The organism is Paenibacillus caseinilyticus, assembly GCF_027533645.1.
Taxonomy (GTDB): Bacteria; Bacillota; Bacilli; order Paenibacillales; family NBRC-103111; genus Paenibacillus_G; species Paenibacillus_G caseinilyticus.
This window is the reverse complement of record NZ_JAQAGY010000001.1, coordinates 370223-394045: the sequence shown is the minus strand read 5'-3', so window position 1 is coordinate 394045 and position 23823 is coordinate 370223. Positions and strand designations below refer to the sequence as shown.

Below are 23823 nucleotides of genomic sequence, written 5' to 3'. Positions count from 1 at the left end.
GGGAGAGCACGGGATTCTTGAATCCCGTGCTCCTTTGGGTGCTTGCGCGCCTAGCGCAGCCCGCAGGGCTGCCGCATAAGAGGTTGTGAGCCCCGTCACAAAACCCCCGCAAACGCTGTGATTGAAATCACAGGGGATGCCGCTCCTCCCCGGTATACTGGGGATATAATCCAGATTGCAAATCCACGCTAAGCGAGGCGAAGACTTATGTTAAGCGAGCAAACGATACGAACGATCAAGTCTACTGTTCCGGTACTGGAGGTACACGGAACGGCCATTACCCGGCGCTTCTACGAGCGGATGTTCGACCGGCATCCCGAGCTGCTCAACATCTTTAACCATGCGAATCAAAAGCAGGGCCGCCAGCAGACGGCCTTGGCGAACGCGGTATATGCCGCAGCGCAGAACATCGACAAGCTGGAGACGATCCTGCCGGTCGTCAAGGGCATCGCCCACAAGCACCGTTCACTCGGTATTCGGCCGGAGCATTATCCGATCGTCGGAGAGAACCTGCTGGCGGCGATTGCAGAGGTGCTTGGCGATGCGGCTTCGGAGGAGATTCTGCAGGCTTGGAAGGAAGCCTATGGTGTGATCGCAGACGTCTTCATCGGTCTCGAAGCCGGCATGTATGCGGAGTCGGAGGCTGCGGAGGGAGGCTGGGCCGGCTTCCGGGCGTTCCGTATAGAGCGGAAGGTGCGGGAGAGCGAGGTCATCACCTCCTTCTACCTGGTGCCGGAAGACGGCGGGGCGCTCGCGCCATTCGAGCCGGGCCAGTATATCAGCGTGCGGATGGAGATCCCCGGCGAGGCGAATACCCATATCCGGCAGTACAGCCTCTCGGATGCACCCGGACGGCCCTATTACCGGATCACTGTCAAGCGGGAGGAGGCGGCAGGAGAGCGCCCGGCCGGCAAGGTGTCCGTCTACCTGCACGAGCAGGCCGAGGAAGGCAGTGTGCTGTGGCTGTCGGCCCCGGCCGGAGATTTTGTATTGAACCGGCATACGGAAGAGCCGGTCGTGCTGATCAGCGGCGGCGTCGGCCTCACGCCGATGGTCAGTATGCTGAACACGCTGGCGGAGCAGCAGCCCCGCCGGCGGGTGGCGTTCATTCATGCGGCGCAGAACGGTGATGTTCATGCTCTGCGGGGGCAAGCGGAGGATCTGGCGGGCAGGCATGCGCAAGTATCCCTTCACTGGTGCTATGAGCAGCCGACGGAGCGGGACCGGGCAGAGAACCGGTTCCACCAGGAAGGCTATATCGACTTGGCTTGGCTGCGGAGTATCGTACCGCATCCGGAGGCGGACTTCTATTTCTGCGGACCGGTGCCCTTCATGAGAGCCGTCCACGGAATGCTCGAAGCCTGGGGCGTACCCGCTTCCCGGATTCACTACGAGTTCTTCGGCCCGGCAGGCAGCTTGAAGGCGGAGCCGAAGCCGGCCCATCCGTAAGCCGCGCTTGGATGATGGGGCTACCCGTTCTGCCCGCGGAGGGGTTCCGACGCCTGGGCCCGCAGCAGCCGGTTGACCGTCTCGCGGCGGAGGCCGATGAATTGGCCGATCTCGTCCTGCGTGAGCACATCGGTCAGCTGCGCGCCGGCACCGAGGTATGCCTCGAACCAGCGCTGCAGCTTCTGCAGCTTCGCGGCGGGTGCCGTCTCCGTCAGCTGGTCGATCCGCTGCATCATCATCCGCAGCTTGTCCTGCAGCAGCTTGGCGGTCTCCCGGTATCTCGCCGGGTCGGCCTCCAGGCCCCGATACCAATCCGCGGCAGGCAGCACTTCTATATCGCAGGTAACCAGCGCGATGGCCGTGCCGTAGTAAGGATTCGGCGAGATCAGCGAATGGTGGGGGATGATCTCCCCCGGGACGATGATGTTCACGAGCAGGGCATGCCCGTCCTCGTGGACACGGACGATCTTCAAGAGGCCGCTCTTCAGATGAAAGAGCGGTCCTTGTTCTCCCTGCCGGAATAAGGTTTCTCCCTTGTGCAGAATCATGCGCAGCTCCCCTTTGCCTCTGCGGAAGCCGTTTATCGGCTTCCGCTTTTTACCGTCCATTATAACAGTTCGGAGAGGCTGAATTCATTCGGGGGCCGACGGGAGCCACTTGCGCAGAACCAGGCCCACCGCCACTCCCAGGAAGCAGAACAGTATCGGCAGCCAGACCGGTCCCAAGAGAAACGGGGAGTAGATCAATCCGACAGTGGAGAAGAAGGCCGCGCAGACAAAAGGCAGGTGGAGCAGCGGTCCTGGGTCTTTCCTGCTGTCCCGGTAGGCGTCCCAGATCCCGAACATATAGACGCATGGATAGAAGAGCAGCCACTGGTAGTTGGTCTCGGCGACCGCCCCGGCGATATCCCCCTGGAAGCTGAGCTGAATCACCCGGTTCAGATGAGCCTGCACATTAATGATAACTTCCAGGACAATCAGAATGATGCCTTTGAAGTACTTCCCATTGAGGAGCTGGCCAAAGCCTGGCAAGGCAATGCTCCATAATAATTTTTCAAGGCTTTGTCCTTTTCCCACAAGGCTCACCGCTTACCGTTTGATAAGAACATCCCGTTCGACTGCGCCCGGTATCTTCTCCAGCCACTCGTTCCGAATCATAAGCTCAGCCCCGTCATCGGCATACGTACCGACCTCGGCCATCAGCCTGACATAGACGGATGCCAGATCTCTCCGCATACTGCCAGCGACCGCCGCTCCATAGTTGCCGATGCCCATGCCGGCCAAGGAGACGGCGTGATACAGCATCAGCTTGTCGGAGAAGGGCGCTTGGGTCGAATCGGTAACCTCGGCCTGCCACGTCTCGGGCGCCGGCAGATGATCGTCTCTCAGCAGCGAGCTGAACACTTCCACATGCTTCGTCGCGATATCCCGCCCGCGAACGAGATAGGCCGTCACTGCCTTCGACTCGGTGCATTGGGCGAACCCCTGCATCAACGCCTGGCCAATGTGGTTCGTCATGATATTCATGAAGAGATGGGTCATCTCAATGATATTCAGCGGCCGCCGGTCGCCGAGCAGCCCGTTCAACCAGCCCTCCTTCTGTACGAACTCAGCCGTATCGGGATAGGGAATGCCGGGAGGACGGGGCAGCACTCCTTTTGACTCCAGCAGCGTGGCGGACTTGTTATAGAGCTCCATCGCCGTCTTCAGATTGTGACTGAAGAAATCGCGAACGTCCAGACGGGCGCTGCTTGCCAGAGCGAGGCCGTAAGCCGTCATCCCCGCGATCCCCATCTGCCTTATATACAGCAGCGTGAACACGTCGGAGTAGAGTCTGGGAGCGTCCGGACGGACATCCTCATCCGTGAAGGCGACTGGAATAGGGATGCCTTCATTACGAAAGAGTTTGTCCTTGAACGCCATATGCTCGTTGGTCAGCGAGAGGGCATATTCGATCATGGGCCGGATCTCTTCATCTTCTACCTTCCGCAAAAAATAATGAAGCACCCGGTTCGCCATGCTGTCCCCAAGATAGCCTGTCCATAAGGGGGCGACTTCTCCGGAAGTCAGCCCTATATAATGTTTGTGCACGGTTGTACTCCTTCCCAGCCCTTGATAGTCAAAGTGTTCCATAAGAAGACGAGTTGTATCCATACGAGACCCAGAAATGAGCGCCGGCCGCCGGTAGGAAATGGATCCGATCAAGGGTAGAGTCCGGTTCCCGGGGACCGGTCACATGTCAGGCACATCCCTTGTGATCTACTTCACATATTGCTCCCCGTAAGCCATGATAGGATGAACCCATGACGAGAAGATCAAGCAGCACACAAATTCAAGGAGGTGCTTCAAGATGGCTATGAAAGAAGCGGAAGTGGGGCAAGAAAGCGCGGCGGCCTGGAGAGAATTCCGGACGGGCGCCTGGCAGCAGGGAATCGATGTCAAAGACTTCATCGACCGCAACCTGACACCGTACCATGGGGATCATAGCTTTCTTGCCGGTCCGACGGAAGCGACTAACGGACTGTGGGCGAAGGTACGTGAACTGATGGTGCAGGAGCGGGCGAACGGCGGAGTGCTCGATGTGGATGTCAACACCGTGTCCACGATCACCTCCCACGCGCCGGGCTATATCGACAGGGAGCGGGAGCAGGTCGTCGGCCTCCAGACCGACGCGCCGCTGAAGCGTTCGGTACAGCCGTTCGGCGGCATCCGTATGGTGCAGGACGCATGTGAAGCGTACGGTTACAAGCTGCCTGAGGAGATGGTGCGCCTGTTCACGGATATCCGCAAGACGCACAACCAAGGCGTGTTCGACGCTTATACGACGGCGATGAAGACGGCCCGCAAGGCAGGCATCATCACGGGTCTCCCGGACGCTTACGGCCGGGGCCGCATCATCGGCGATTACCGGCGGGTGGCGTTGTACGGCGCCGATCGGCTGATCGAAGACAAGAAGAAGGAGCTGCTGGGGCTCGAGACGGGGGCCATGACCGAGGAGCGGATCCGCGACCGGGAAGAGATCTCGGAGCAGATCCTATCCCTACGGCAGCTGAAGGAGATGGCGGCCTCTTACGGCTATGATATCTCGGGCCCGGCGGCTACGGCGAAGGAAGCAGTCCAGTGGCTGTACTTCGCTTATCTGGCGGCAATCAAGGAACAGAACGGGGCGGCGATGAGCCTTGGCCGGGTGTCCTCGTTCCTCGACATCTATATCGAGCGGGACCTGCGCAGCGGGGAGCTGACGGAAGAAGCGGCCCAGGAGCTCATGGACCACTTCGTCATGAAGCTGCGCCTCGTGAAGTTCCTGCGCACACCGGATTATAACGAGCTCTTCAGCGGCGACCCGACCTGGGTGACCGAGTCCGTGGGCGGTATGGGCGAGAACGGGCAGACGCGGGTGACCCGCAGCTCCTTCCGCATCCTGCATACCTTGTACAATCTCGGCCCTGCGCCGGAGCCGAATCTGACGGTGCTGTGGTCGACGGAGCTGCCCGAAGGCTTCAAGGCTTACTGCGCGAAGGTGTCGATCGAGACGAGCTCCATCCAGTACGAGAACGACGACCTGATGCGTCCGCACTTCGGGGACGATTACGGCATCGCCTGCTGCGTATCCGCCATGCGGATCGGCAAGCAGATGCAGTTCTTCGGCGCCCGGGCGAACCTGGCGAAGGCGCTGCTCTACGCCATCAATGGAGGCGTGGATGAGAAGCTCGGCATCCAGGTGGCTCCTGCCGCCCCGCCCCTCGCTTCCGAGGTGCTGGATTATGAAGAAGTGCGCGCCCGCTTCGATACGACGATGGATTGGCTCGCCGAGCTCTACATGAACACGCTGAACGTCATCCATTATATGCATGACAAATACAGCTACGAGCGCTTGGAGATGGCGCTGCATGACCGTGAGATTCTGCGGACGATGGCCTGCGGGATCGCCGGACTCTCCGTGGTGGCCGACAGCCTGAGCGCCATCAAGCATGCGAAGGTGAAGCCGGTCCGCAATGAGAAGGGCATCGCCGTCGACTTCGTGATCGACGGAGAGTATCCGCAGTACGGCAACAATGACGAGCGCGTGGATGCCATCGCCGTCGAGCTGGCCGAGACGTTCATGAACAAGCTGCGCCGTCACCGGACGTACCGGGGCGCGATGCCGACGATGTCCGTGCTGACGATCACGTCGAACGTGGTGTACGGCAAGAAGACCGGCACGACGCCGGACGGCCGCAAGTCTGGCGAGCCCTTCGCGCCGGGAGCGAACCCGATGCACGGCCGCGACCGCAAAGGAGCCCTGGCTTCCCTGGCTTCCGTAGCGAAGATCCCGTATGACAGCTGCCTGGACGGCATCTCGAATACCTTCTCGATCATCCCGAGAGCTTTGGGCAAGGAAGAGGAGGCGCGGGTGAACAACATGGTATCCCTGCTCGACGGCTATGCCGCTACGCGCGGTCATCACCTCAACGTGAACGTCTTCGACCGGGAGCAGCTGATCGATGCCATGGAGCATCCGGAGAATTATCCGCAGCTGACGATCCGCGTCTCCGGCTATGCGGTGAACTTCATCAAGCTGACGCGTGAGCAGCAGCTCGATGTGATCAACCGGACCTTCCACGGCAGGGTATAAGCTGCAGCATTCCCTGGGGTCAGTCGAACATTTGCCATACTCTATCCATTATTTAATGAAAAAAGGAGCGCATCCCGCATGAAAGGAAGAATTCACTCCATCGACACCTTCGGAACGGTTGACGGTCCGGGCATCCGCTTCGTGCTTTTCATGCAGGGGTGCGCCCTGCAGTGCGGCTTCTGCCATAACCCGGACACGTGGGACCCGAACCGGGGCCGCAGCGTCACGGTAGACGAAGTGCTCTCCGAGATCGAGCCGTATCTCGAATATTACCGGAGGTCGGGCGGAGGCATCACCGTGACCGGAGGCGAGCCGACCCTGCAGGCTCCCTTCGTCGCGGAGCTGTTCAAGGAATGCAAGCGCCGCTGGGGGCTGCATACCACGCTGGATTCGTCCGGCTACTGCCAGCCGGACCATGTGGAAGAGCTGATGAGCGTCACCGACCTCGTCCTGCTCGACCTCAAGCAGATGGACGACGCGAAGCACCGCGCCCTGACATCGCAAAGCAACGAGCGGATTCTCCGCTTCGCAGCCTGGCTCTCCGAGCGGGAGCAGCCGCTCTGGATCCGGCATGTGCTCGTGCCCGGGGTCACGGACGACTACACGGATCTAACCGCGCTCGGACGCTTCATCGGCGGCCTGAGCCGGGTGAAGAAAGTGGAGATTCTCCCTTATCACCGCATGGGCGTATACAAGTGGCAGCAGCTCGGCCGCGAATACCCGCTCGAAGGGGTGCCGACCCCGGACGATAAGGAAGTGCAGCGGGCCTACCGGCTTCTCGGGGAAGGCCGGGAGCAGGCGCAGGCGGTTCAGCTGTAGCAAGCGGATAGATGAGGAGGCTCGTACCGACGGTACGGCCTTCTTTTTGTCTGAGCGTGAAAGGAAGGGAGCGACAGCGGGTGGGGTTCGGTGAGAACGGCCGGACCAAGGCGATCCGGCGATGCTGTATTTTTCGCCGGCAAGTGATCTGGCGCACATCATGCGGCTGCGACCAACTTATATACTATAAACATAAGTTGACGGTTCCATTGCATTCCTTTTGAATCCTATTGCAAGGAATCCTTCGATTTAACTACGTGAAAATAATCACAATAGTAAAGAGAAATCAGGAGGGGAAAACCTATGGTTCGCCTGTCACTTGCCGCTATGCTGCTTCGTTTTCTATTCGGTGGAGGGGCTGTCGTCCTGGCCTCCGTGCTCTCCAAGAAGCTTGGAGGCAGCGTCGGAGGTATCTTCGCCGCTTTTCCGGCCGTCTATCTGGCCGCCCTCGTAGCGATTCGGCTCGATCACACCGGCAGCGATCTCGTGGCCCGTTCGATCTCCCTGTCCCAGGGGGCGCTGATCGGGATGGGGATCAATATTCTATGCGCCGCTGCGGTCGGCTATCTGTGTGCCAAGCGGGGATGGAAAAGGGGGCTGTCGCTGTCAATCGGCGGCTGGTTCGCCGTTTCGCTCGGTGTGTCGTATCTGCTCTTTAGCATATAACGAAAGGTTGGCCTGATGAAGATGAATGCGAACCTGAAGGATTTGCTGCTGCGTTTTGTACTGGGAGGCGGTGCGGTGGTGCTGAGTTATACGGCCTCGGTGCTTCTGCCTTGGAAGGCGCTTGGAGGGATCTTCGCAACCTTCCCGGCTGTGATGATCGTTGCGGTGCTCATGGTAGGCTGGGCGCAAGGCTCGGCCAGGGCGTCCGAGATAGCCCGGGGCTCCGTGTATGGTATGGCGGGATGCGCCGTCTGTGTCGTCACCGTGCTGTATTTTATGAAAATGACGGGTCTGTGGTGGCTCAGTCTGGGACTCGGCTTCGTGTGCTGGTACCTGAGCGCATTTCTCATCTACAAGGTCCGCCGGTCGATCAAAAGCTCATAAGGACCGCAGTCCATTAATGTAGGTATACCGGTCCATCTATATAAACTGGGCGGTTCAGCCCGTATCCGAATTGGGAGGGATTTAACATGACAGCATACTTGGGACCTGTATGGAGACGTTTGACGGAAGAGCACCGGAGCCTGGGGGACATGGTGTTTACACTGGAAGCGAAGGTTCGGGCGGCAGGGGTGGACAGGGGAGGCCGGCGTTCCTATCCCGAGTGGGTGCTGGACGATCTGCACCGGAGTGCCGCGGCCCTGCGATCCGAGCTTGAGCTGCACTCCCTGTGGGAAACGGAGGACCTGTTCCCCATGCTGATGGAGCTGTTCGGGACGCCGGAGGGGCACATCATCGTGACCTCGCTTTGGATGCTGGAGAAGGAGCACGAGCTGGCCGATGAGTTTTTCGACTCCTTTTTCCGGGAGGTGGGCGATCTAAAGGCTGGACGAAGAGATGCGGCGCTGATCCGCGTGCTTGAGGATCTGATGCAGGCCATCCGGCTGGTACGGGAGCATCTGGAGGCCGAGGAGGAACTGCTGCTGCCGCTGATGCAGGGAAGCCTGCAGCTTGCGGGGGAGAGGGAGTAAGAAGGCGTCCGAAGGGGAGTGCCGGAGGGGTGACAGGTTAGCGGACTAGCTGAGTGGAGCAACCTCCATACCCGCCATCATTCCGCCTTACTCTTCATCCCCCTGCCGCGACGCCCGGAAGCCCCCGGCGTCTTTGTCATGTTCCGCCATATCTCAGGTGATCTACATCACTGATAGGGGGATGTCCAATATGGTTTACTTGACCTATCGAAACTGACTGGCGAGGAGAAATGAAGCATGAACAGAGCATTCGCTTCGAGGTGGGCACGCAATGTCTGCATAACCGTCTGCGGCCTCATTGTCTTGATGTACCTGGGTTCAAGGCTCTTTACGCATATCGATCTGGCCTTATACGGATACATGGTCGGCACGGTGGTATTCATCGGGGGATTCTTCTACCGCTTCATGGCCTGGGCGGACCGTCCGCCTACCCGGCTCATTCTGACCAAGGGCCTGCGTCTCCTGTTCCGCAAGTCGACCCCGCAGACTTCCGTCGACCATCTCGTGGTCTACAAGTTCATCTGGAACCGCGGCTGGTACCGCTGGGCGCAGCATATCCTGCTCGGCTGGGGCTGCATTCTGTCCGCCTTCGTCACCTTCCCCCTGGTCTTCGGCTGGATGTACTTCACGATGGGAGACAACGGCTACTACACGGTGGTCGGCTTCGGGATCGACCTCATGAGGGTCCAGGCAGACGGCCTCATCGCCTTCTTCTTCTACAACGCGCTGAACTTCACGGCGATGATGGTGATCGCTGGCGTGTGCATGGCGCTGTACCGGCGGTTGAAGAACATGCAGGCCCGGGCGGAGCAGAGCTTCGTCTACGATTTTCTCCCGCTGTACCTGCTGCTCTTCATCTCCATCACGGGGCTGCTGCTTACGTTCAGCAATGTGTTCCTGCACGGCTGGGGCCATCCCGTCATGTCGATGATCCACCAATGGTCCGTGATTGTCACCTTGATCTACCTTCCCTTCGGGAAACTGGCCCATATCCCCTTCCGCCCGATGAGCGTGCTCGCCCGCAATTACCGCGAGCATTACGGACAGCAAGCACCCAAAGCCTGCCGGGTGTGCGGTGCGCACTATGTATCCGCCGAACAGGCGCAGGACGTGATGGATGTCCTGAAGGGCAATGGACTCCAGTTCAAGACACCGGAGGGCTACCAGCTTGCGGAGCTGTGCCTGCCCTGCCGCCGCAAATACCGCATGTCCCGGTTCACGGGCGTGCCGACCCATGAGATCCGCGTGAAGGAGGCCAACCAGCATGCCAAAGGATAAATTCTTCAAGATCATAGAGAACAAAACCCATCCGGGCGAAAAGCTCGTCGAAACCCACTGCTCTTACTGCGGGATGCAGTGCGGGATGAACCTGCGGGTGGATACCCTCTCGAACAAGATTATCGGGGTGGAGCCGCGCTATGACTGGCCGGTCACGCTAGGCAAGATGTGCCCTAAGGGAGTCACGGCCTACCAGCAGACGAACCATGACGACCGGCTGCTCCGGCCGCTGATCCGTGACGACCGGTCGCTGCGGGGAACGAAGCTTGGATTCCGTGAAGCCACCTGGGATGAAGCCTATGCGCTGATCGTGCGCAAATTCGGGGAGCTGCAGACCGCCTACGGCAAAGACAGCTTGTCCGTCTTCAGCGGCGTATCCATGACGAACGAAAAATGCTATCTCACCGGCAAGTTCGCCCGTGTGGCCCTGCAGACCCGCTATATCGACTACAATGGACGGTTCTGCATGTCGAGCGCTGCGGCAGGGTTCATGCGCACCTTCGGCGTCGACCGGGGGTCCACGCTGCCGTGGACGGACCTGCATGAGACGGACTGTCTGTTCATCGCCGGCAGCAATACGGCGGAGTGCCACCCGACGTCCATGTTCCGCGTCTGGGAAGTGCAGAACCGGGGCGGCTATCTGATCGTGGCCGACCCGAGGGAGACGCCGATCGCCCGCCGGGCCGATGTCCATCTCGATCTGCGGCCGGGAACGGATCTGGCGCTCGCCAACTGCATGGTGAACCTGCTGGTGCAGGGCGGCTATGCGGACCGGGCGTTCGTGGAGAAGCATACGAATGGCTTCGACGCCATGCTGGAAGTCGTGAAGGAATTCACGCCGGAATATACGAGCGAGATTACGGGCGTGGCTCCCGAGAAGCTGATCCGTGCCGCCGAGATCTATGGCAAAGCGCCGAATGCGGTCGTCATGTTCGCCCGCGGCATCGAGCAGCAGCACAAGGGGGTCGACAACGTATCGGCTTACACGAACATGAGTCTCGTCACCGGCAAGATCGGCCGTCCGAAGTCCGGCGTAGCCACCTTCACCGGGCAGGGCAACGGCCAGGGCGGCCGCGAGCACGGCCAGAAGGCCGACGCGCTGCCGGGCTACCGGAAGATCGCCAATCCGAAGCACGTGGAGGAGGTGTGCAGGGTATGGGGCATCAAGCCTGAAGAGATGCCGCAGGCCGGAGTATCCGCCTACGAGATGTTCGGGCTGATGCAGGACAAGACGATCCGCGGCTTGTATCTGCTCTGCTCGAACCCGGCGGTGTCCGCCCCGAACCTGAACGAGGTGCATGCCGCGCTGCGCAGCCTGGACTTCATGGTCTGCGGCGATATGTTCCTCTCCGAATCCGCCGAGTACGCGGACGTGGTGCTGCCGACCGTTACCTGGAGCGAAGACGAGGGAACAGTGACGAACCTCGAGGGCCGGACGATCAAAATCAACAAAGCGCAGGAGCCGCTCGGCGAATCGAAGCCCGATTGGCAGATCCAGGTGGAGCTGGCGGAGCGTCTGGGCCGCGGGGATTACTTCCGCCATCTGAAGACGGCCCGGGATATCAACGACGAGTTCCGCCTCGCGAGCAAGGGCGGCTATGCCGATTACTACGGCGCCACCTGGGAGAAGATCGAGAAGCAGCAGGGGGTCTTCTGGCCCTGCCGCGATGAAGCCGATCCGGGCACGCCGCACATGTTCCTCGACAAGAAGTTCTACCATCCGGACGGCAGAGCCCTGCTCTGTGCGCTTCCCTACCGGCCGCCGGCCGAGGAGCCGTGCGGAGCTTACCCGCTGCGTCTGACGACAGGCCGGGTCGTCTATCACTACCTGTCCGGCAACCAGACCCGCCGGATTCCGTTCCTGCGCGACATGTGCCCGGAGCCGTTCGTCGAAGTGCATCCCGAGACGGCGGAGCGCTATGGGATCGCCCACGAAGAGATCGTCAGGCTCCGCACCCGGCGGGGCATGGCTGAGTTCAAGGTGAAGATCACCGAGGCGATCCGCCAGGATACGGTATTCGTGCCATACCACTTCGGCCATGAGAAGGCCGTCAATCTGCTTACGATCGCCGCGCTCGATCCGATCTCCCGGATGCCCGAGTTCAAGGCCTGCGCGGCCGAGATCGATAGACTGCCGGAGGCAGCCGCTGCTCCAATACCGGGTACGCACCATGATAAGGAGGCCATACGGACATGAAGCAGCACCTATATATCGAGATGGACAACTGCATCGGGTGCCGCAGCTGCCTGGCTGCCTGCACGCAGTGCGGCGGGCACGACGAGCGCAACCGCAACTATGTGTACGATGTGAATCCGCTGGTGAACCGCCAGACGCTTCCCCTGATGTGCCTGCACTGCGTGAACCCGGCCTGCGCCCGCAGCTGCCCGGCCCAAGCGATCCAGGTAACGCCTGAAGGCGCAGTGCTCTCGGCTCTCGTGGAGAAGTGCATCGGCTGCCAGAACTGCACGATCGCCTGTCCCTACGGCATTCCGAAATTCGACGAAGAGCAGAATCTCATGTACAAATGCGACTTGTGCTATGACCGTACAAAAGACGGCATACCTCCCATGTGCGCTTCGGTCTGCCCGACGAACACCCTGCAGTGGGTTACCGAAGACGAGCTGAAGGCAAAGAGAGAGGGGCATGCGCTGGGCAAGTGGACGGCGAGCCGCCTGCCGGACGACCCGCTGGTCGGCGAGACGCATGTGAAGATCAGCCTGCCGGGGATTCTGCAGGGGAAAGTGAAGTTATTCTAAGCTAGAGAGCTTGGGACGGAGGGATACACATGAGCGGAGAAGAGAAGAGGGGGAGCGGAGCGGTGCCTCCCGGCGAAGATAACTATACCCATAATATAAGCAAGGACAACGAGCGGCGGCTGGACCGCCGGAGCTTCATGAAGACGATGGTCGGTGCGGCAGGCTTGTTCGCGGTATCGACGCTTCCCTGGGGAGCCATTGCGGCCCGGGAGCTGACGGGTCCGGCGAAGAAGGCCTTCCCCAAAAGCCCGATTACGGCGCTGAGCGGCCTCAAGGTCGGCGAAGCCGCCGAGTTCGCCTATCCCGGCGAGCACGATTCCGCCCTGCTGGTCCGTCTCGGGGAAGGGGAGTTCAAGGCGTACCAGAACGCCTGCACCCATCTCAAATGCCCCGTATTCTGGAGCGGGGAGAAGGGCGAGCTCGTGTGCCCGTGCCACCATGGCCTGTTCGACGTGCGTACGGGATCTCCTATCGCAGGGCCGCCGAAGCGGCCTCTGCCCGAGATCGAGCTGAAGATCGAGCAGGGGACGGTCTATGCCGTAGGGGTGAAGCGATATGAAGCGTAGCTGGCTGGGCGTCATCCTCTTGAGCCTTGTGCTGCTGCTCAGCATCGTATGCACGCAGCAGGTCGTCAACGCTTTTTTCTATGAGAAGTATACGAAAGTCCTGCTGTTCTCGGGGCTGAATGTCATCCTGTTCCCGCTCTCGCTCTGGATCTACCGGCGGGAGCGGGACCGGGCATAATGGGGAGGAGGAAGCGGGATGCCGAGCGAATACGATGCCGCTTTGTGTTTTGTCCGGAGGATGGAAGAGAACGGCAGGCCGCTGCACGTGGTGCTGGAGGCTGATCTGCGGCGGATCTTCCCAGGGGCTTCCCTCGACATGGACCCGAAGGCAGAGGAAGGGCTGGAGATTGTCGTCGCCCGGATCAACGGCCTCGGTCCCTGGGAGTCGGAGAATGAGCTACTGGACCGTATGGAACAGCAGCTGCCGGAGCCGTGGTGGAACTGGCTGTCCGGATACCGCTTGCAGGTGACGCCCAAGGAGGATGCGGGTCCCTGCCGGTTAACGAAGAAGAGGGAGGCGTATGCTCATCATGGCTGAGGAGCTGGATAAGATCAAAGCGCTGGAGAAGCAGATGAAGCTCCTGTGCGGCAGGAAGGTGGAGGCGCGGATTGAAGATATGACGGGCAGCGATGCGCTCGCTCCGCCGCATACCTTCGAGCTCGTCCGGGCCGTACTCGTCCCGGAAGGAACGCATCTCAAATGTTATATGAATCTGTCCCAGCATCTCTCAATCCCCGTATTCGCCGATGAGCGTACGCGGGTGGACACGGATGAACAAGGCGCTGCCCGGCTGGTCTCCGTGGACCCGGAGGCCGGACTCCGGTATAAGCTCCGCTGGCTCTAAGCGGGGACGCCGCTGCCACGGCTTCTTGACGCTCTCCACCAGCTGGACATCCACCGGCAGGTATATTCCGCCTTCCGCCGGGTAATGTTACTCAGGTGGAGGTGAAGATGCCATGAAAGAAAGGGAGCAGGAAGACGGTCCTTTGGAGCCCGAGGAGCTGAAGCAGGTGCTGACGGAAGCGCTGGAGCAGGAGAATGAACTGCTGCGTACGTATGTCATCGCCTCGGAGCGTATCCAAGACAACGAGGAGCTCAAAGAACGGCTGCAGAACTTTGCGGAAGGCAATGCAAAGCGGTCGCGCCAGCTCATCGAGGAGCTTGGGGGCATGGAGGAAGAGAACGAATAAGTCAGCGGTTCTTCCCGCAGGAGCGGAAGGAACCGTTTTTTCTTTGGGAGCAGGCCCTCTGCTGCCGGTTGGTACATTCCATCCGTATCAATATAGATTGTACACATACTCGGGGAGGAAGAAGGAGAGCATATGCTTACATACAGCTGGGAGGTTATACCACTTGAACTTACTTAAGACGCTGCACATCCTGTGTATCTTCATCCTGATCCTCTCGGGCTGCGGGGGCAAAGCACAGCAGCAGCAGACGAGCCCGGATGAAGAAGAGCGCAACAAAGATAAGAAAGAAGCGCAGGAACAAGACAAACGGGTAAAGCAGATGCTCGAAGAGGATGAGGGGCAAGGCGGAGAGAAAGAAGAAGGCGGGAAAGAAGAAGGCGGCGAGAAGAAGGAGGGTGGACAGGAAAAGGAAAGCGGTGAGAAGAAGGAAGGAGACAAGAAGAAGGAAGGCGGACAGGAAAAGGAAGGCGGCGAGAAGAAGGAAGGCGGACAGGAAAAGGAAGGCGACAAGAAAAAGGAGGGAGAATAGCTTCCTCCCCGTGCCTGGCCATAGGGCAAAGCAGATCAAGCTGCCGGCAGACCCGTCGAATACGGATCTCCGGCAGCTTGAGTTCGTTCTGTCGGCCTTCGAGGCACCCCGGCAGCCCGCTGGGAGTCATCCTTCCGGGCCTGCGGGGCCTCTCTCTCCGGTCTCTTACTGCGCCAGCATCGCGGCCATGTCCTCCTGGGCATCGCCGATCAGCTTGAGGCCGAATGTGTCGGTGAGCACGTGCATCACACCGGAGGAGATGAACTCCGGCGGCTTAGGCCCGATGCGGATATCCTGGATACCGAGGCTGAACAGACCGAGCAGGATGGCTACGGCCTTCTGCTCGAACCAGGAGAGCACGATGCTGACCGGCAGCTCGTTCACCGTGCAGCCGAAGGCGTCAGCAAGCGCCAGCGCAATCTTCACGGTAGAGCCGGAGTTGTTGCACTGGCCGAGGTCGATATACCGCGGGATGCCGGTGTCGCCGACGGTGCCGTACTCCACGTCGTTGAAGCGGAATTTGCCGCAAGAGGTGGTCAGGATCACGGTATCGTTCGGGAGGGAGGTCGCCAGCTCCCGGTAATACTCGCCGCCGCTGCCCGGCGCATCGCAGCCGGCGATCACGAAGAAACGGCGGATCTTGCCTGCACGGACGGCTTCGATAATCTCGGGAGCCAGCCCGATGACCGTCTCGTGGTGAAAGCCGGTGGTGAGCACCTGCTCGGATTCAATGTCTGCGGCAGGCAGCGCCAGCGCCCGTTCGATCAGCGGGGTGAAGTCGTCGTTCTCGATCTTCGTGACGCCCTCGAGACCGGCGAGATCATAAGAGAAGAAGCGGTCCGCGTACGTTCCTTTGATCGGCATGACGCAGTTGGTCGTCGCGAGGATCGCGCCCGGGAACTTCTCGAAGAGCCGGCGCTGGTCGAACCAGGCTTTGCCGATGTTGCCCTTAAGGTGCGGATACTGCTTCAGCTTCGGATACCCGTGGGCCGGCAGCATTTCCGAGTGGGTATAGATGTTTATGCCGCGTCCTTCGGTCTGCTTCAGCAGCTCCTCGAGGGCGTAGAGGTTATGTCCGGTGACGACGATCGCGTGGCCTTCCACCCGGTTCTGGCTGACCCGCACCGGCTGCGGCACCCCAAAATGCGTCGTATGGGCACGGTCGAGCACGTCCATGATCCGGATCGCCGCCGAGCCGACCTTCATCGCCATGTCGATGTGCTCCTGCACATTGAAGTTGGAGTTCGTCAGCGTCATATACAGCGCTTCGTGGGTAATCCGGTCTACCTCGGGATCCGTGTAACCGAGCTGGCGGGCGTGGGTGGCGTAGGCTGCGATGCCTTTGAGTGCAAAGATCATTGTATCCTGTAAGGAGGCGATCGTCTCGTCCTTGCCGCAGACACCTACTACTTTACAGCCGCCGGATGGCGTTTGTTCGCACTGGTAACAGAACATAAGAATTCCTCCATTCCCTATCCAAGGGTGATGCTTTCAGCTTAGCAGGCTTCTCCGGGAGAAGATGTGATCCGCCGCACACGGTCCGGAATGTTTTGCGAACAACGCAGGAAGAAAATTCGGCCGGAGTCCGTGCCTGTGAACCACATCACAGAGACCCTGCTTCCCGGTATGCTTAAATACGGGTATACCATCACATACGGCAGCGCCTGGCGGATTCCTGAGAACGAGCCGCTAGAACCGCCGAAAGGAGCACTGCTTATATGAAAACCCGCCTCATGCAGCTTCCGCTGCAAACCGCTTCCCTGGTCCTCGGCTTTATGGTCTGGGTCGCCTTGTCTTCGCTGATGCCCTTCATTAAAGAAGACATTGCCTTGACGCCATCGCAGGTAGCTTGGGTTACCGCGATCCCGGTCTTGTTCGGCTCTGTGATGCGGATCCCTGCCGGCTACTGGACGAACCGCTATGGCGCCAGAAAGCTGTTCATGATCTCGCTTCTCCTCCTGCTTGCCCCCGTGTACTGGGTGAGCCAGGCGGATTCATTCGCTGACCTGATTGCCGGCGGCTTCTTCCTCGGCATCGGCGGCGCCGTATTCTCGGTCGGGGTCACCTCGCTGCCGAAGTATTACCCGAAGGAGCGCCACGGGTTCGTCAACGGAATCTATGGTATCGGCAATCTTGGCACGGCTCTCTCTACCTTCGGAGCTCCGGTGCTGGCCAGCCAGGTCGGATGGTCGAAGACGGTGCTGGCTTACAGCGTGCTGCTGCTGATCTTCGCGGCGCTGAATTTCATCTTCGGGGATAAGGAAGAAGCTCCGCTGAATACCCCGCTGCTGGAGCAGATCCGGGCCGTATCCCGCAGCGAGAAGCTCTGGTTCTTATGCTTGTTCTACTTCCTGACGTTCGGTTCTTTCGTGGCCTTCACCGTGTATCTTCCGAACTTTCTTGTATCGCATTTTCATTTGGCCAAGATCGATGCCGGCCTGCGTACCGCCGGATTCATCGTGCTCGCTACCGCCATGCGGCCGATCGGAGGCTGGCTCGGTGATAAGCTCAATCCGTTCAAAATCCTGATGTTCGTCTTCGGCGGGCTGACGATCGCCGCGCTCCTGCTCTCCTTCGCGCCGTCGATGATCTGGTACACCGTGGGCTGCCTTACCATAGCGCTCTGCGCAGGCCTCGGCAACGGCACCGTCTTCAAGCTTGTGCCCCTCTACTTCACGAAGCAGGCGGGCATTGCCAACGGCATGATCTCCGCCATGGGCGGTCTCGGCGGCTTCTTCCCGCCCCTGCTGCTGACGGTTCTCTACAGCTTGACCGGCCATTATGCGATCGGCTTCATGGCCTTGTCCCAGATTGCGCTCGCGAGCCTGGTCATTGTTCTCTGGATGTTCTTCCAGGAGCGGCTGGGCCTGGCTGCGGCGATCATCGAGAACACGGTCGAAGGCATCATGGTGACAGACAAGAACGGCATCATCTCTTCGGTCAATGCTTCCTTCACGGAGCTGACGGGCTACGAAGCCGGGGAAGTCATCGGCAAGTCGCCGAGCATCTTGAAGTCCGGCAGGCAGAACCGTGCCTTCTACGACCAGATGTGGGAGGAGATCCGCACGAAGGGCTTCTGGCAGGGGGCGATCTGGAACCGCCGTAAGAACGGCGAGATCTACCGGGAATGGCTGACGATCAGCGCCGTCAAGAACGAGGCGGGCGACGTTGTCCATTACTCGGGGATGTTCAGTGACATTACTTCGCAGCCCGGCTGGGGAGCGAAGGAGCCGAGCTTGAACCGGACCGGGGCATAAGCCCATACGATAGGAACGCCAGAAGACCGTCCGGGCTGCGGACGGTCTTCTTCTTTCTGGCTGTGGGCAGCGATCGGGCGCAACGGAGGCTTCGCTGCTCCTGAGATTTGCGGCGGAAGCGTTCTGCCTGAATTCGGGCTGGGCCTTGCGGGCGCCCGGGGATTTGGCTACACCATCCGCCCGCATGGTCAGCAAATGCCGATGATACCGCCGCCCGCAGCACACAAAACCCCCTTGGATGTAGCTGCGAGAACCCTGGCGAGTCTTTCGCGTCCATATCCAAGAGGGCTGTGCTGCCGCCATTACACATAGCATGCTTCATTACACACCGCAGAATTCATTACACCCGGCAAATTTCTTTCGGGCAGGCCTCGCAGTGGCACACGTCCCGCAGATACTCGAGATTGCGGATCACAATCTGGCCGTTCTCCATCGTGATCGCTTCTTCCTTGCGCATATCGTTCAGCATCCGGTTGACGCTCTCGCGGGTGGCTCCGACCATCTCCGCCATCTCGGCGTTCGTCATCCGCTTACGGATCACGATACCGTCCTCCTCCGGATGGCCGTAGGAGTTGCTGAGACGGATGAGCAGGGAGCAGAGGGCGCCGGTCTTGCCGTACATCATCAGGTCGCGGAATTTGGTCTGCGTCATCTGGTGCATCATTCCCATCCACTTCATGAATTCAACGGCAAGGTCGCCGTGCTGCCACAGCAGGATCTCGAGGTCCTTCTGCTGGATGACGCCGATCTCCGCATCTTCCGTCACTTCGGCGTCGTAGCTGAGCACGTTCTGCTGGAACGGGGTGATTTGGCCGAACAGGTCACCGGCGTGGTGCAGGTACAGGGTGATTTTGTTGCCCGTATCCGTGGTTTTGGAGAGTTTGATGCTGCCTTTCTTCATATAATACAGATGGTTGGCCGGCTCTCCTTCCCAGAACAGGTAAGATCCTGCCTTCACCTGCTTCGAATACATAATATCCTTGAGTTTCTCCATATTCTCTTCGGTAAAGAACGCGCGGATTCCTTCGGTTACGGGGGTGCTGCCTGATTTCGTATATTCGCAAATGGCCATGTGTGCCATCTCCTCTCGGGATCTCTTATGTATTCATCATACCTTCTTTGAGCTCCGGGGGGCATCGGGGGATCTTCTGATCTTTCGGGGGAGAAAACCCGCGCCTGCAGTGAGGCAGATCACATTCTCGAAGGGAATGTTCCCTGAGGAACCGGCGGAAAATCGGTGGGAACAGAGGGGATGACCCCTAGTGCACAATCAGGGTTTTCCCTGAATTACAAAGGATGCCCCAGCCGTTACAATGAAGAGGCATGGTTTTCCTTAAGGAAGCCATAACTTGCGCCTGCAAACGCAGGACTTCATTATATACAGGAACCTTTGTAAGATCAGGGTGTAAGGAGGCCGGCGGCCATGAAGAAGATACAGGAGCTGTTCGACAGGCTGCGGACCGAGACGGGCAGCGATTTCGTCGGTATTGCCGTGACGGACGGGAGCCACCGGCAGGGCCGCTGGATCGGCGCGTCGGGCAGCCAGAATGACCGGTACCGCCATATGGTGCTGAAGCCGGGTCGGGGGCTGGCCGGAACCGCCCTGCTTACGGCACGTTCCGTCACCGGCCGGGCCGGAAGCAGACAGCGGGCGTCGGGGGACGCGGATTGTCCGCTGATGCTCGCCGAAGGACTATCCTCTGCCGCGGCCGTACCGATCCGCCACCTCGGGCGGATGCTCGGCGTGCTCTATGTCGGGATGCGACAGGAGCATGAGTATACCCCCTTCAGCCTGACCGTACTGGAAGCGAGGGCCGAGACGATCGGCGGACAGCTCCGGGACGGGGGATTCACGGGGGAACCTTATAGAAATCATTCGTGAATCTCGCCTGTGAGATTCTTTTTTTGTTATGATAAGAGGAAACAGAGGAGTACAATGGCTGCATGCTGCAGGAGGAGTTGGAAACGGAAATGATTAAGCTGGTAATCGTAGACGACCATGCGGTGGTGCGCAGCGGACTCTCCATGCTGCTGAACGCCAAAGAGGATCTGGAAGTGGTCGGCGAAGCGGCGGATGGGGATGAAGGGATTCGCCTTGCGCTGGAGCACCGGCCGAACGTCGTGCTGATGGACCTCAGCATGCCTCACGGCAAGGACGGGATGACCGCGACCAAAGAGCTCAAGGAAGCGGCGCCCGAGACGTTCGTCCTGATTCTGACGATGCATGACGATGATGAATATTTGTTCCGGGCGATTCATGCCGGGGCTTCGGGGTACATATTAAAGAGCGCGCCGCACGAAGAACTGCTGAACGCGATCCGCTCGGTTGCATCGGGCCAAGCTTACCTGAACCCGTCTGCGACCAAACGGCTGATGGGCGAGTATATGGATCGGATGCGAACCGGCGAAGGAAGCGGCTCGTACGAAGCGCTGTCCGACCGGGAAAAGGAGATCGTCTCCCACGTGGCCATGGGCTACAGCAACAAGGAGATCGCGGAGCAGCTGACGATCAGCGTCAAGACCGTCGAGACCCACAAAGCGAACGTGATGGAGAAGCTCAGCCTGAAGACCCGGCCCGAGCTCGTCAAATATGCGATGAAGAAGGGGCTGCTGAATTTTGACTAACGACCCTCGGAAGCATACGGAGGTACTGGCGGAGCATGTGGATGCCCTGATCGACAAGCTGGAAGCCCACATCGGGGATCCGCAGGTCAGGCAGGAGTTCAGGGAGTCGCTGAAACAGCTGGCCGACGTGAAGTTCGCGCTCGACGAATCCTCCATTGTGGCGGTGACGGACAAGGTAGGGCGCATCCAGTACGTCAACGACAAGTTCTGCGAGATTTCGAAGTATCCGCGGGAGGAGCTCATCGGTCAGGACCACCGGCTCATCAACTCAGGTTACCACGATAAGGCGTTCATGAAAAACCTGTGGGCTACGATCGGCAGCGGCCGGGTGTGGCGCGGGGACGTGAAAAACCGGGCCAAGGACGGGAGCTATTACTGGGTGAACACGACCATCGTCCCGTTCCTGGATGAGAAGGGCCGGCCGTACCAGTATCTCGCGATCCGCAACGAAGTGACTGAGCTGAAGCGGGTGCAGGAAGAGCTCCAGATGATGATGAAGCAGGTTATGAACATCCAGGAAGATGAGCGCCGTCGCTTCTCCCGTGAGCTGCACGACGGGATCGGCCAGAGCCTGTTCTCGCTGCTGATCCAGATGGACCGGGTGATCAGCGAGCGGGGGGATACGGAGCTCGAGCACCTGCGGCACACAATATCGGACATTATCCAGGACGTCCGCGGTCTTGCCTGGGAGCTGCGTCCCTCCGTGCTCGATGACCTGGGGGTCGTTCCGGCGATCCGTACGTATATCGAGAACTACACGGAGCATTACGGTATCCGGGTGCAGCTGACGAGCACGCTGCGGGGACGGCTGCCGGCCCTGACGGAGACGTCGATCTACCGGATCATCCAGGAGGCGTTGACGAACGTGGGCAAATACGCCGGCGTGAGCGAGGCGTCCGTCTCCATCGGCACGGAAGGGGACCGCATCGAGGTCCGTATCAAGGACGAAGGCCGCGGATTCGATCCCGGCGCCCGGCACCAGGGGGTCGGCCTCTTCAGCATGGAGGAGCGCGCCCGCATGGCGGGGGGCAGCCTCGAGCTGATCTCGGCCCCCGGCCGCGGCACGGAAGTGACCCTACGGCTGCCGAGCGGGGTATAGGCGGGGGGGGGCAGTTCGGCAGTGCGCCGCTAAAGGGCGCCGAAGCGGCAGCAGGTGGTGTGAGGGTCTGCGGTCAAGCCGAATGGCGGCGCGGGCGCGGCCTTTGTTCGAATAGCGCATCTGAGTTCCGTTATCTGTTCGTGATGGTGGATAAGCGTCAAGAAGTGAGAGAGTGCTACTCAGCGATGAATCGTTCAGTTACCTACTAACCGTCCGGCCATACCAGCCGGGCGGTTTTCTGTATTTCGATATTACGAGGCTGCAGCTCAGCAAGGGATGGGTATGGGGTGGAAAAGCGAGTTGGTGCCCCATACCCACCTGGCAAAGCGCTCAAATGTATGGGTGGCACACTTTTGGAGGTTTAAGGTTAAGAAGTTCAAACACGGCGGCAGCAGCGTGCCCCCTACCCGTCCCCCCCACCAGAATGCTCGAATCGCTGGGTCAGAGCCACTGTCTTTTCCCCCACACAGACCGTCCGGATCACCGCCCCGGGCGGTCTTTCCTGTTTTCAAAGTTGAAAATGGAGATGTGATCCACTTCACATACAGCGCACTCGGGCGAAGCGTATGATGAGGTCAGAAAGAACATTCCAGTAAGATTATGGAGGGATTTCACCATGAAGCATCCTACTCCACCGCATATGGAACTTACGGGCGAAGCCCATGTTACGGAATTGTCCGCCGCTATGGATCGGCTTAGAGAAGAGCATGAGATGCTCGCCAGACTGCTCGAAGAGATGGAAGAGCAGGCTGTGAGGGTAGACCAGGCGGATAACCGCGCCCAGGCCTGGGGACGGCTGCAGCACCTGCGGCTGTGGACGATCGGCGTGATGCAGGAGCTCGACGCCCACTCGGGCTGGGAGGAAGAGACGCTGTTTCCGTTCCTTGCTTCCTACTTTCGCCTTCGGCAGGAGCCGACGATGATCCCTTCCCTGTGGATGATGGAGAAAGAACACGCGATGGCTGAAGAGTATGTGGAAACGTTCATGAGAGAGTTCCACAAGCTGCGCGCGGACTCTCCGAAGGAAGAGATGAAGAAGGCGGCTGCCCTGCTGATCCAGGCGTGCTATATCCTGAAGAGCCACCTGGCCAAGGAGGAATCAATTGTGTTCCCTCTGGCTGAGCAGGTATTGACCGACGTAGATTACCTATTCGCTTAAGAGGAGTGATGAGAGATGAGACTGAACATCCACGGCAAGCACTTCGAGGTTACTCCGGCACTGGAAGCCTACGCGCAGGACAAAATCGGCAGGCTGGAGGGCTGGCTGCACCCAGGCACCGACGTGCAGATCAACCTCTCCGTGCAGGGGCACAGACACCTGCATGTGGTGGAGGTCACCATCCACGAAGAGGGGACGGTGTTCCGCGCGGAGGAGAAGCAGGAGGACATGTACGCCTCCATGGACCTCGCGGCCGACAAGCTCGAGCGGATGATCCGCAAGTGGCGCGAGCGGCTCAGACGCCGCAGCCGCCGTAGCCGCCGCGGAGACGGCCGGACAGGCGGGGGGGAACCGGCACTGCAGGCCGCTTCTTACGAGGACGAGGAGACACTCGGCGTCGTACGGTCCAAGCGCATCCAGCTGAAGCCGGTAGAGCTCGAAGAGGCGCTGCTGGAGATGCAGCTGCTGGGGCATGACTTTCATCTCTTTTTCAACCGGGAGACCGGGGTGACGGAGCTGGTCTACAAGCGGCACGACGGGACGTTCGGCCATCTGACGACAGCTTGAGAAACAGCGTAACTCCCTAGGACGGAGAGTCAAGTCCCATCCATGGTCTAACCCTAGTCACCACCCTTGATCCAACCGAAGCAGGTTCAGTTAAGTCAAGGCGGCCGCACCCCCAAGTGAGCTAACTCACAGACCGCAGAGCCATCCATTGTGCGCGAAGTCACAAGCCTTATGGTTTTCATCCCATACTGCAGCGTCCTGCCGGGCTAACCTCCATGAATAACTTTCAAATCCAGCCGGTTGCTGTAAAACAGATCACAGATCCACCCTTGTGAA

General features: G+C 59.7%; 26 protein-coding genes. 21 read left to right on the top strand and 5 right to left on the bottom strand.

Annotated features, from left to right (window positions below; all coding sequences use genetic code 11):
* Positions 1 to 207 precede the first annotated feature (207 nt).
* Positions 208 to 1449, top strand: coding sequence for an NO-inducible flavohemoprotein (gene hmpA, locus O9H32_RS01805; protein WP_269864013.1), 1242 nt, complete (start codon positions 208 to 210; stop codon positions 1447 to 1449).
* A 20-nt stretch (positions 1450 to 1469) separates the two neighbouring features.
* Here the strand turns inward: hmpA and O9H32_RS01800 are convergent, their stop codons facing one another.
* The 3 genes from O9H32_RS01800 to O9H32_RS01790 form a co-directional block, all read right to left on the bottom strand.
* Complete coding sequence (locus O9H32_RS01800; protein WP_269864012.1) at positions 1470 to 1997, bottom strand: Crp/Fnr family transcriptional regulator; 528 nt, start codon at positions 1995 to 1997, stop codon at positions 1470 to 1472.
* A gap of 84 nt (positions 1998 to 2081) precedes the next feature.
* On the bottom strand, positions 2082 to 2480 hold the full coding sequence (locus O9H32_RS01795; protein ID WP_269864011.1) for a hypothetical protein: 399 nt from the start codon (positions 2478 to 2480) through the stop codon (positions 2082 to 2084).
* 57 nt (positions 2481 to 2537) lie between these two features.
* Complete coding sequence (locus O9H32_RS01790) at positions 2538 to 3539, bottom strand: DUF3231 family protein (RefSeq protein ID WP_269864010.1); 1002 nt, start codon at positions 3537 to 3539, stop codon at positions 2538 to 2540.
* Positions 3540 to 3798: 259 nt separating this feature from the next.
* Here O9H32_RS01790 and pflB point away from each other — a divergent pair, with 259 nt between their 5' ends.
* The 14 genes from pflB (at position 3799) to O9H32_RS01720 (ending at position 14840) form a co-directional block, all read left to right on the top strand.
* Positions 3799 to 6063, top strand: a complete 2265-nt coding sequence (gene pflB / locus O9H32_RS01785) for a formate C-acetyltransferase (protein ID WP_269864009.1) — start codon at positions 3799 to 3801, stop codon at positions 6061 to 6063.
* 78 nt (positions 6064 to 6141) lie between these two features.
* Entirely contained in the window at positions 6142 to 6882 is a 741-nt protein-coding gene (gene pflA / locus O9H32_RS01780; RefSeq protein ID WP_269864008.1) for a pyruvate formate-lyase-activating protein, read from the top strand.
* A 303-nt stretch (positions 6883 to 7185) separates the two neighbouring features.
* Positions 7186 to 7548, top strand: a complete 363-nt coding sequence (locus tag O9H32_RS01775) for a DUF3147 family protein (RefSeq protein ID WP_269864007.1) — start codon at positions 7186 to 7188, stop codon at positions 7546 to 7548.
* Positions 7549 to 7563: 15 nt separating this feature from the next.
* Complete coding sequence (locus O9H32_RS01770; protein ID WP_269864006.1) at positions 7564 to 7932, top strand: DUF3147 family protein; 369 nt, start codon at positions 7564 to 7566, stop codon at positions 7930 to 7932.
* 86 nt (positions 7933 to 8018) lie between these two features.
* Complete coding sequence (locus tag O9H32_RS01765; RefSeq protein WP_269864005.1) at positions 8019 to 8519, top strand: hemerythrin domain-containing protein; 501 nt, start codon at positions 8019 to 8021, stop codon at positions 8517 to 8519.
* Between the two features lie 237 nt (positions 8520 to 8756).
* A complete protein-coding gene (locus O9H32_RS01760; RefSeq protein ID WP_269864004.1) occupies positions 8757 to 9797 on the top strand; it encodes a hypothetical protein in 1041 nt (346 codons plus the stop codon).
* Positions 9784 to 11994, top strand: coding sequence for a molybdopterin oxidoreductase family protein (locus O9H32_RS01755; RefSeq protein ID WP_269864003.1), 2211 nt, complete (start codon positions 9784 to 9786; stop codon positions 11992 to 11994). The genes O9H32_RS01760 and O9H32_RS01755 overlap by 14 nt, the downstream gene beginning before the upstream one ends.
* Complete coding sequence (locus O9H32_RS01750; protein ID WP_269864002.1) at positions 11991 to 12554, top strand: 4Fe-4S dicluster domain-containing protein; 564 nt, start codon at positions 11991 to 11993, stop codon at positions 12552 to 12554. Before O9H32_RS01755 ends, O9H32_RS01750 begins: the two co-directional genes overlap by 4 nt.
* A 29-nt stretch (positions 12555 to 12583) precedes the next feature.
* On the top strand, positions 12584 to 13120 hold the full coding sequence (locus O9H32_RS01745; protein WP_269864000.1) for a Rieske (2Fe-2S) protein: 537 nt from the start codon (positions 12584 to 12586) through the stop codon (positions 13118 to 13120).
* Positions 13110 to 13298, top strand: a complete 189-nt coding sequence (locus tag O9H32_RS01740; protein WP_269863999.1) for a hypothetical protein — start codon at positions 13110 to 13112, stop codon at positions 13296 to 13298. Before O9H32_RS01745 ends, O9H32_RS01740 begins: the two co-directional genes overlap by 11 nt.
* Positions 13299 to 13316: 18 nt before the next feature.
* On the top strand, positions 13317 to 13658 hold the full coding sequence (locus tag O9H32_RS01735; protein ID WP_269863998.1) for a hypothetical protein: 342 nt from the start codon (positions 13317 to 13319) through the stop codon (positions 13656 to 13658).
* Positions 13651 to 13965 (top strand): hypothetical protein, encoded by a 315-nt coding sequence (locus O9H32_RS01730; RefSeq protein ID WP_269863997.1) that lies wholly within the window; start codon positions 13651 to 13653, stop codon positions 13963 to 13965. Before O9H32_RS01735 ends, O9H32_RS01730 begins: the two co-directional genes overlap by 8 nt.
* A 112-nt stretch (positions 13966 to 14077) precedes the next feature.
* Positions 14078 to 14311, top strand: coding sequence for a hypothetical protein (locus O9H32_RS01725; protein ID WP_269863996.1), 234 nt, complete (start codon positions 14078 to 14080; stop codon positions 14309 to 14311).
* Positions 14312 to 14474: 163 nt separating this feature from the next.
* The gene (locus O9H32_RS01720) at positions 14475 to 14840 is read left to right on the top strand and encodes a hypothetical protein (RefSeq protein WP_269863995.1); all 366 of its coding nucleotides are present in this window, start codon (positions 14475 to 14477) and stop codon (positions 14838 to 14840) included.
* A 165-nt stretch (positions 14841 to 15005) separates the two neighbouring features.
* Here the strand turns inward: O9H32_RS01720 and hcp are convergent, their stop codons facing one another.
* Positions 15006 to 16295 carry a hydroxylamine reductase gene (gene hcp / locus O9H32_RS01715; RefSeq protein ID WP_269863994.1) on the bottom strand — a complete coding sequence of 430 codons (1290 nt, stop codon included), beginning with the start codon at positions 16293 to 16295 and terminating at the stop codon, positions 15006 to 15008.
* 263 nt (positions 16296 to 16558) lie between these two features.
* Here hcp and O9H32_RS01710 point away from each other — a divergent pair, with 263 nt between their 5' ends.
* Positions 16559 to 18097 (top strand): nitrate/nitrite transporter, encoded by a 1539-nt coding sequence (locus tag O9H32_RS01710; RefSeq protein ID WP_269863993.1) that lies wholly within the window; start codon positions 16559 to 16561, stop codon positions 18095 to 18097.
* Positions 18098 to 18437: 340 nt separating this feature from the next.
* Here O9H32_RS01710 and O9H32_RS01705 read toward each other — a convergent pair whose 3' ends face one another.
* Positions 18438 to 19169 carry a Crp/Fnr family transcriptional regulator gene (locus tag O9H32_RS01705; protein ID WP_269863992.1) on the bottom strand — a complete coding sequence of 244 codons (732 nt, stop codon included), beginning with the start codon at positions 19167 to 19169 and terminating at the stop codon, positions 18438 to 18440.
* A 351-nt stretch (positions 19170 to 19520) separates the two neighbouring features.
* Here O9H32_RS01705 and O9H32_RS01700 point away from each other — a divergent pair, with 351 nt between their 5' ends.
* From O9H32_RS01700 to hpf, 5 genes are all read left to right on the top strand, one after another.
* Positions 19521 to 19979, top strand: coding sequence for a GAF domain-containing protein (locus O9H32_RS01700; protein WP_269863991.1), 459 nt, complete (start codon positions 19521 to 19523; stop codon positions 19977 to 19979).
* Between the two features lie 89 nt (positions 19980 to 20068).
* A complete protein-coding gene (locus O9H32_RS01695) occupies positions 20069 to 20722 on the top strand; it encodes a response regulator transcription factor (protein ID WP_269863989.1) in 654 nt (217 codons plus the stop codon).
* Entirely contained in the window at positions 20715 to 21821 is a 1107-nt protein-coding gene (locus O9H32_RS01690) for a PAS domain-containing sensor histidine kinase (protein WP_269863988.1), read from the top strand. The genes O9H32_RS01695 and O9H32_RS01690 overlap by 8 nt, the downstream gene beginning before the upstream one ends.
* Positions 21822 to 22437: 616 nt before the next feature.
* Positions 22438 to 22980 (top strand): hemerythrin domain-containing protein, encoded by a 543-nt coding sequence (locus O9H32_RS01685; RefSeq protein ID WP_269863986.1) that lies wholly within the window; start codon positions 22438 to 22440, stop codon positions 22978 to 22980.
* 15 nt (positions 22981 to 22995) lie between these two features.
* Positions 22996 to 23547: a ribosome hibernation-promoting factor, HPF/YfiA family gene (gene hpf / locus O9H32_RS01680; RefSeq protein ID WP_269863985.1), complete on the top strand. Its 552-nt coding sequence runs from the start codon at positions 22996 to 22998 to the stop codon at positions 23545 to 23547.
* Positions 23548 to 23823: the final 276 nt, after the last annotated feature.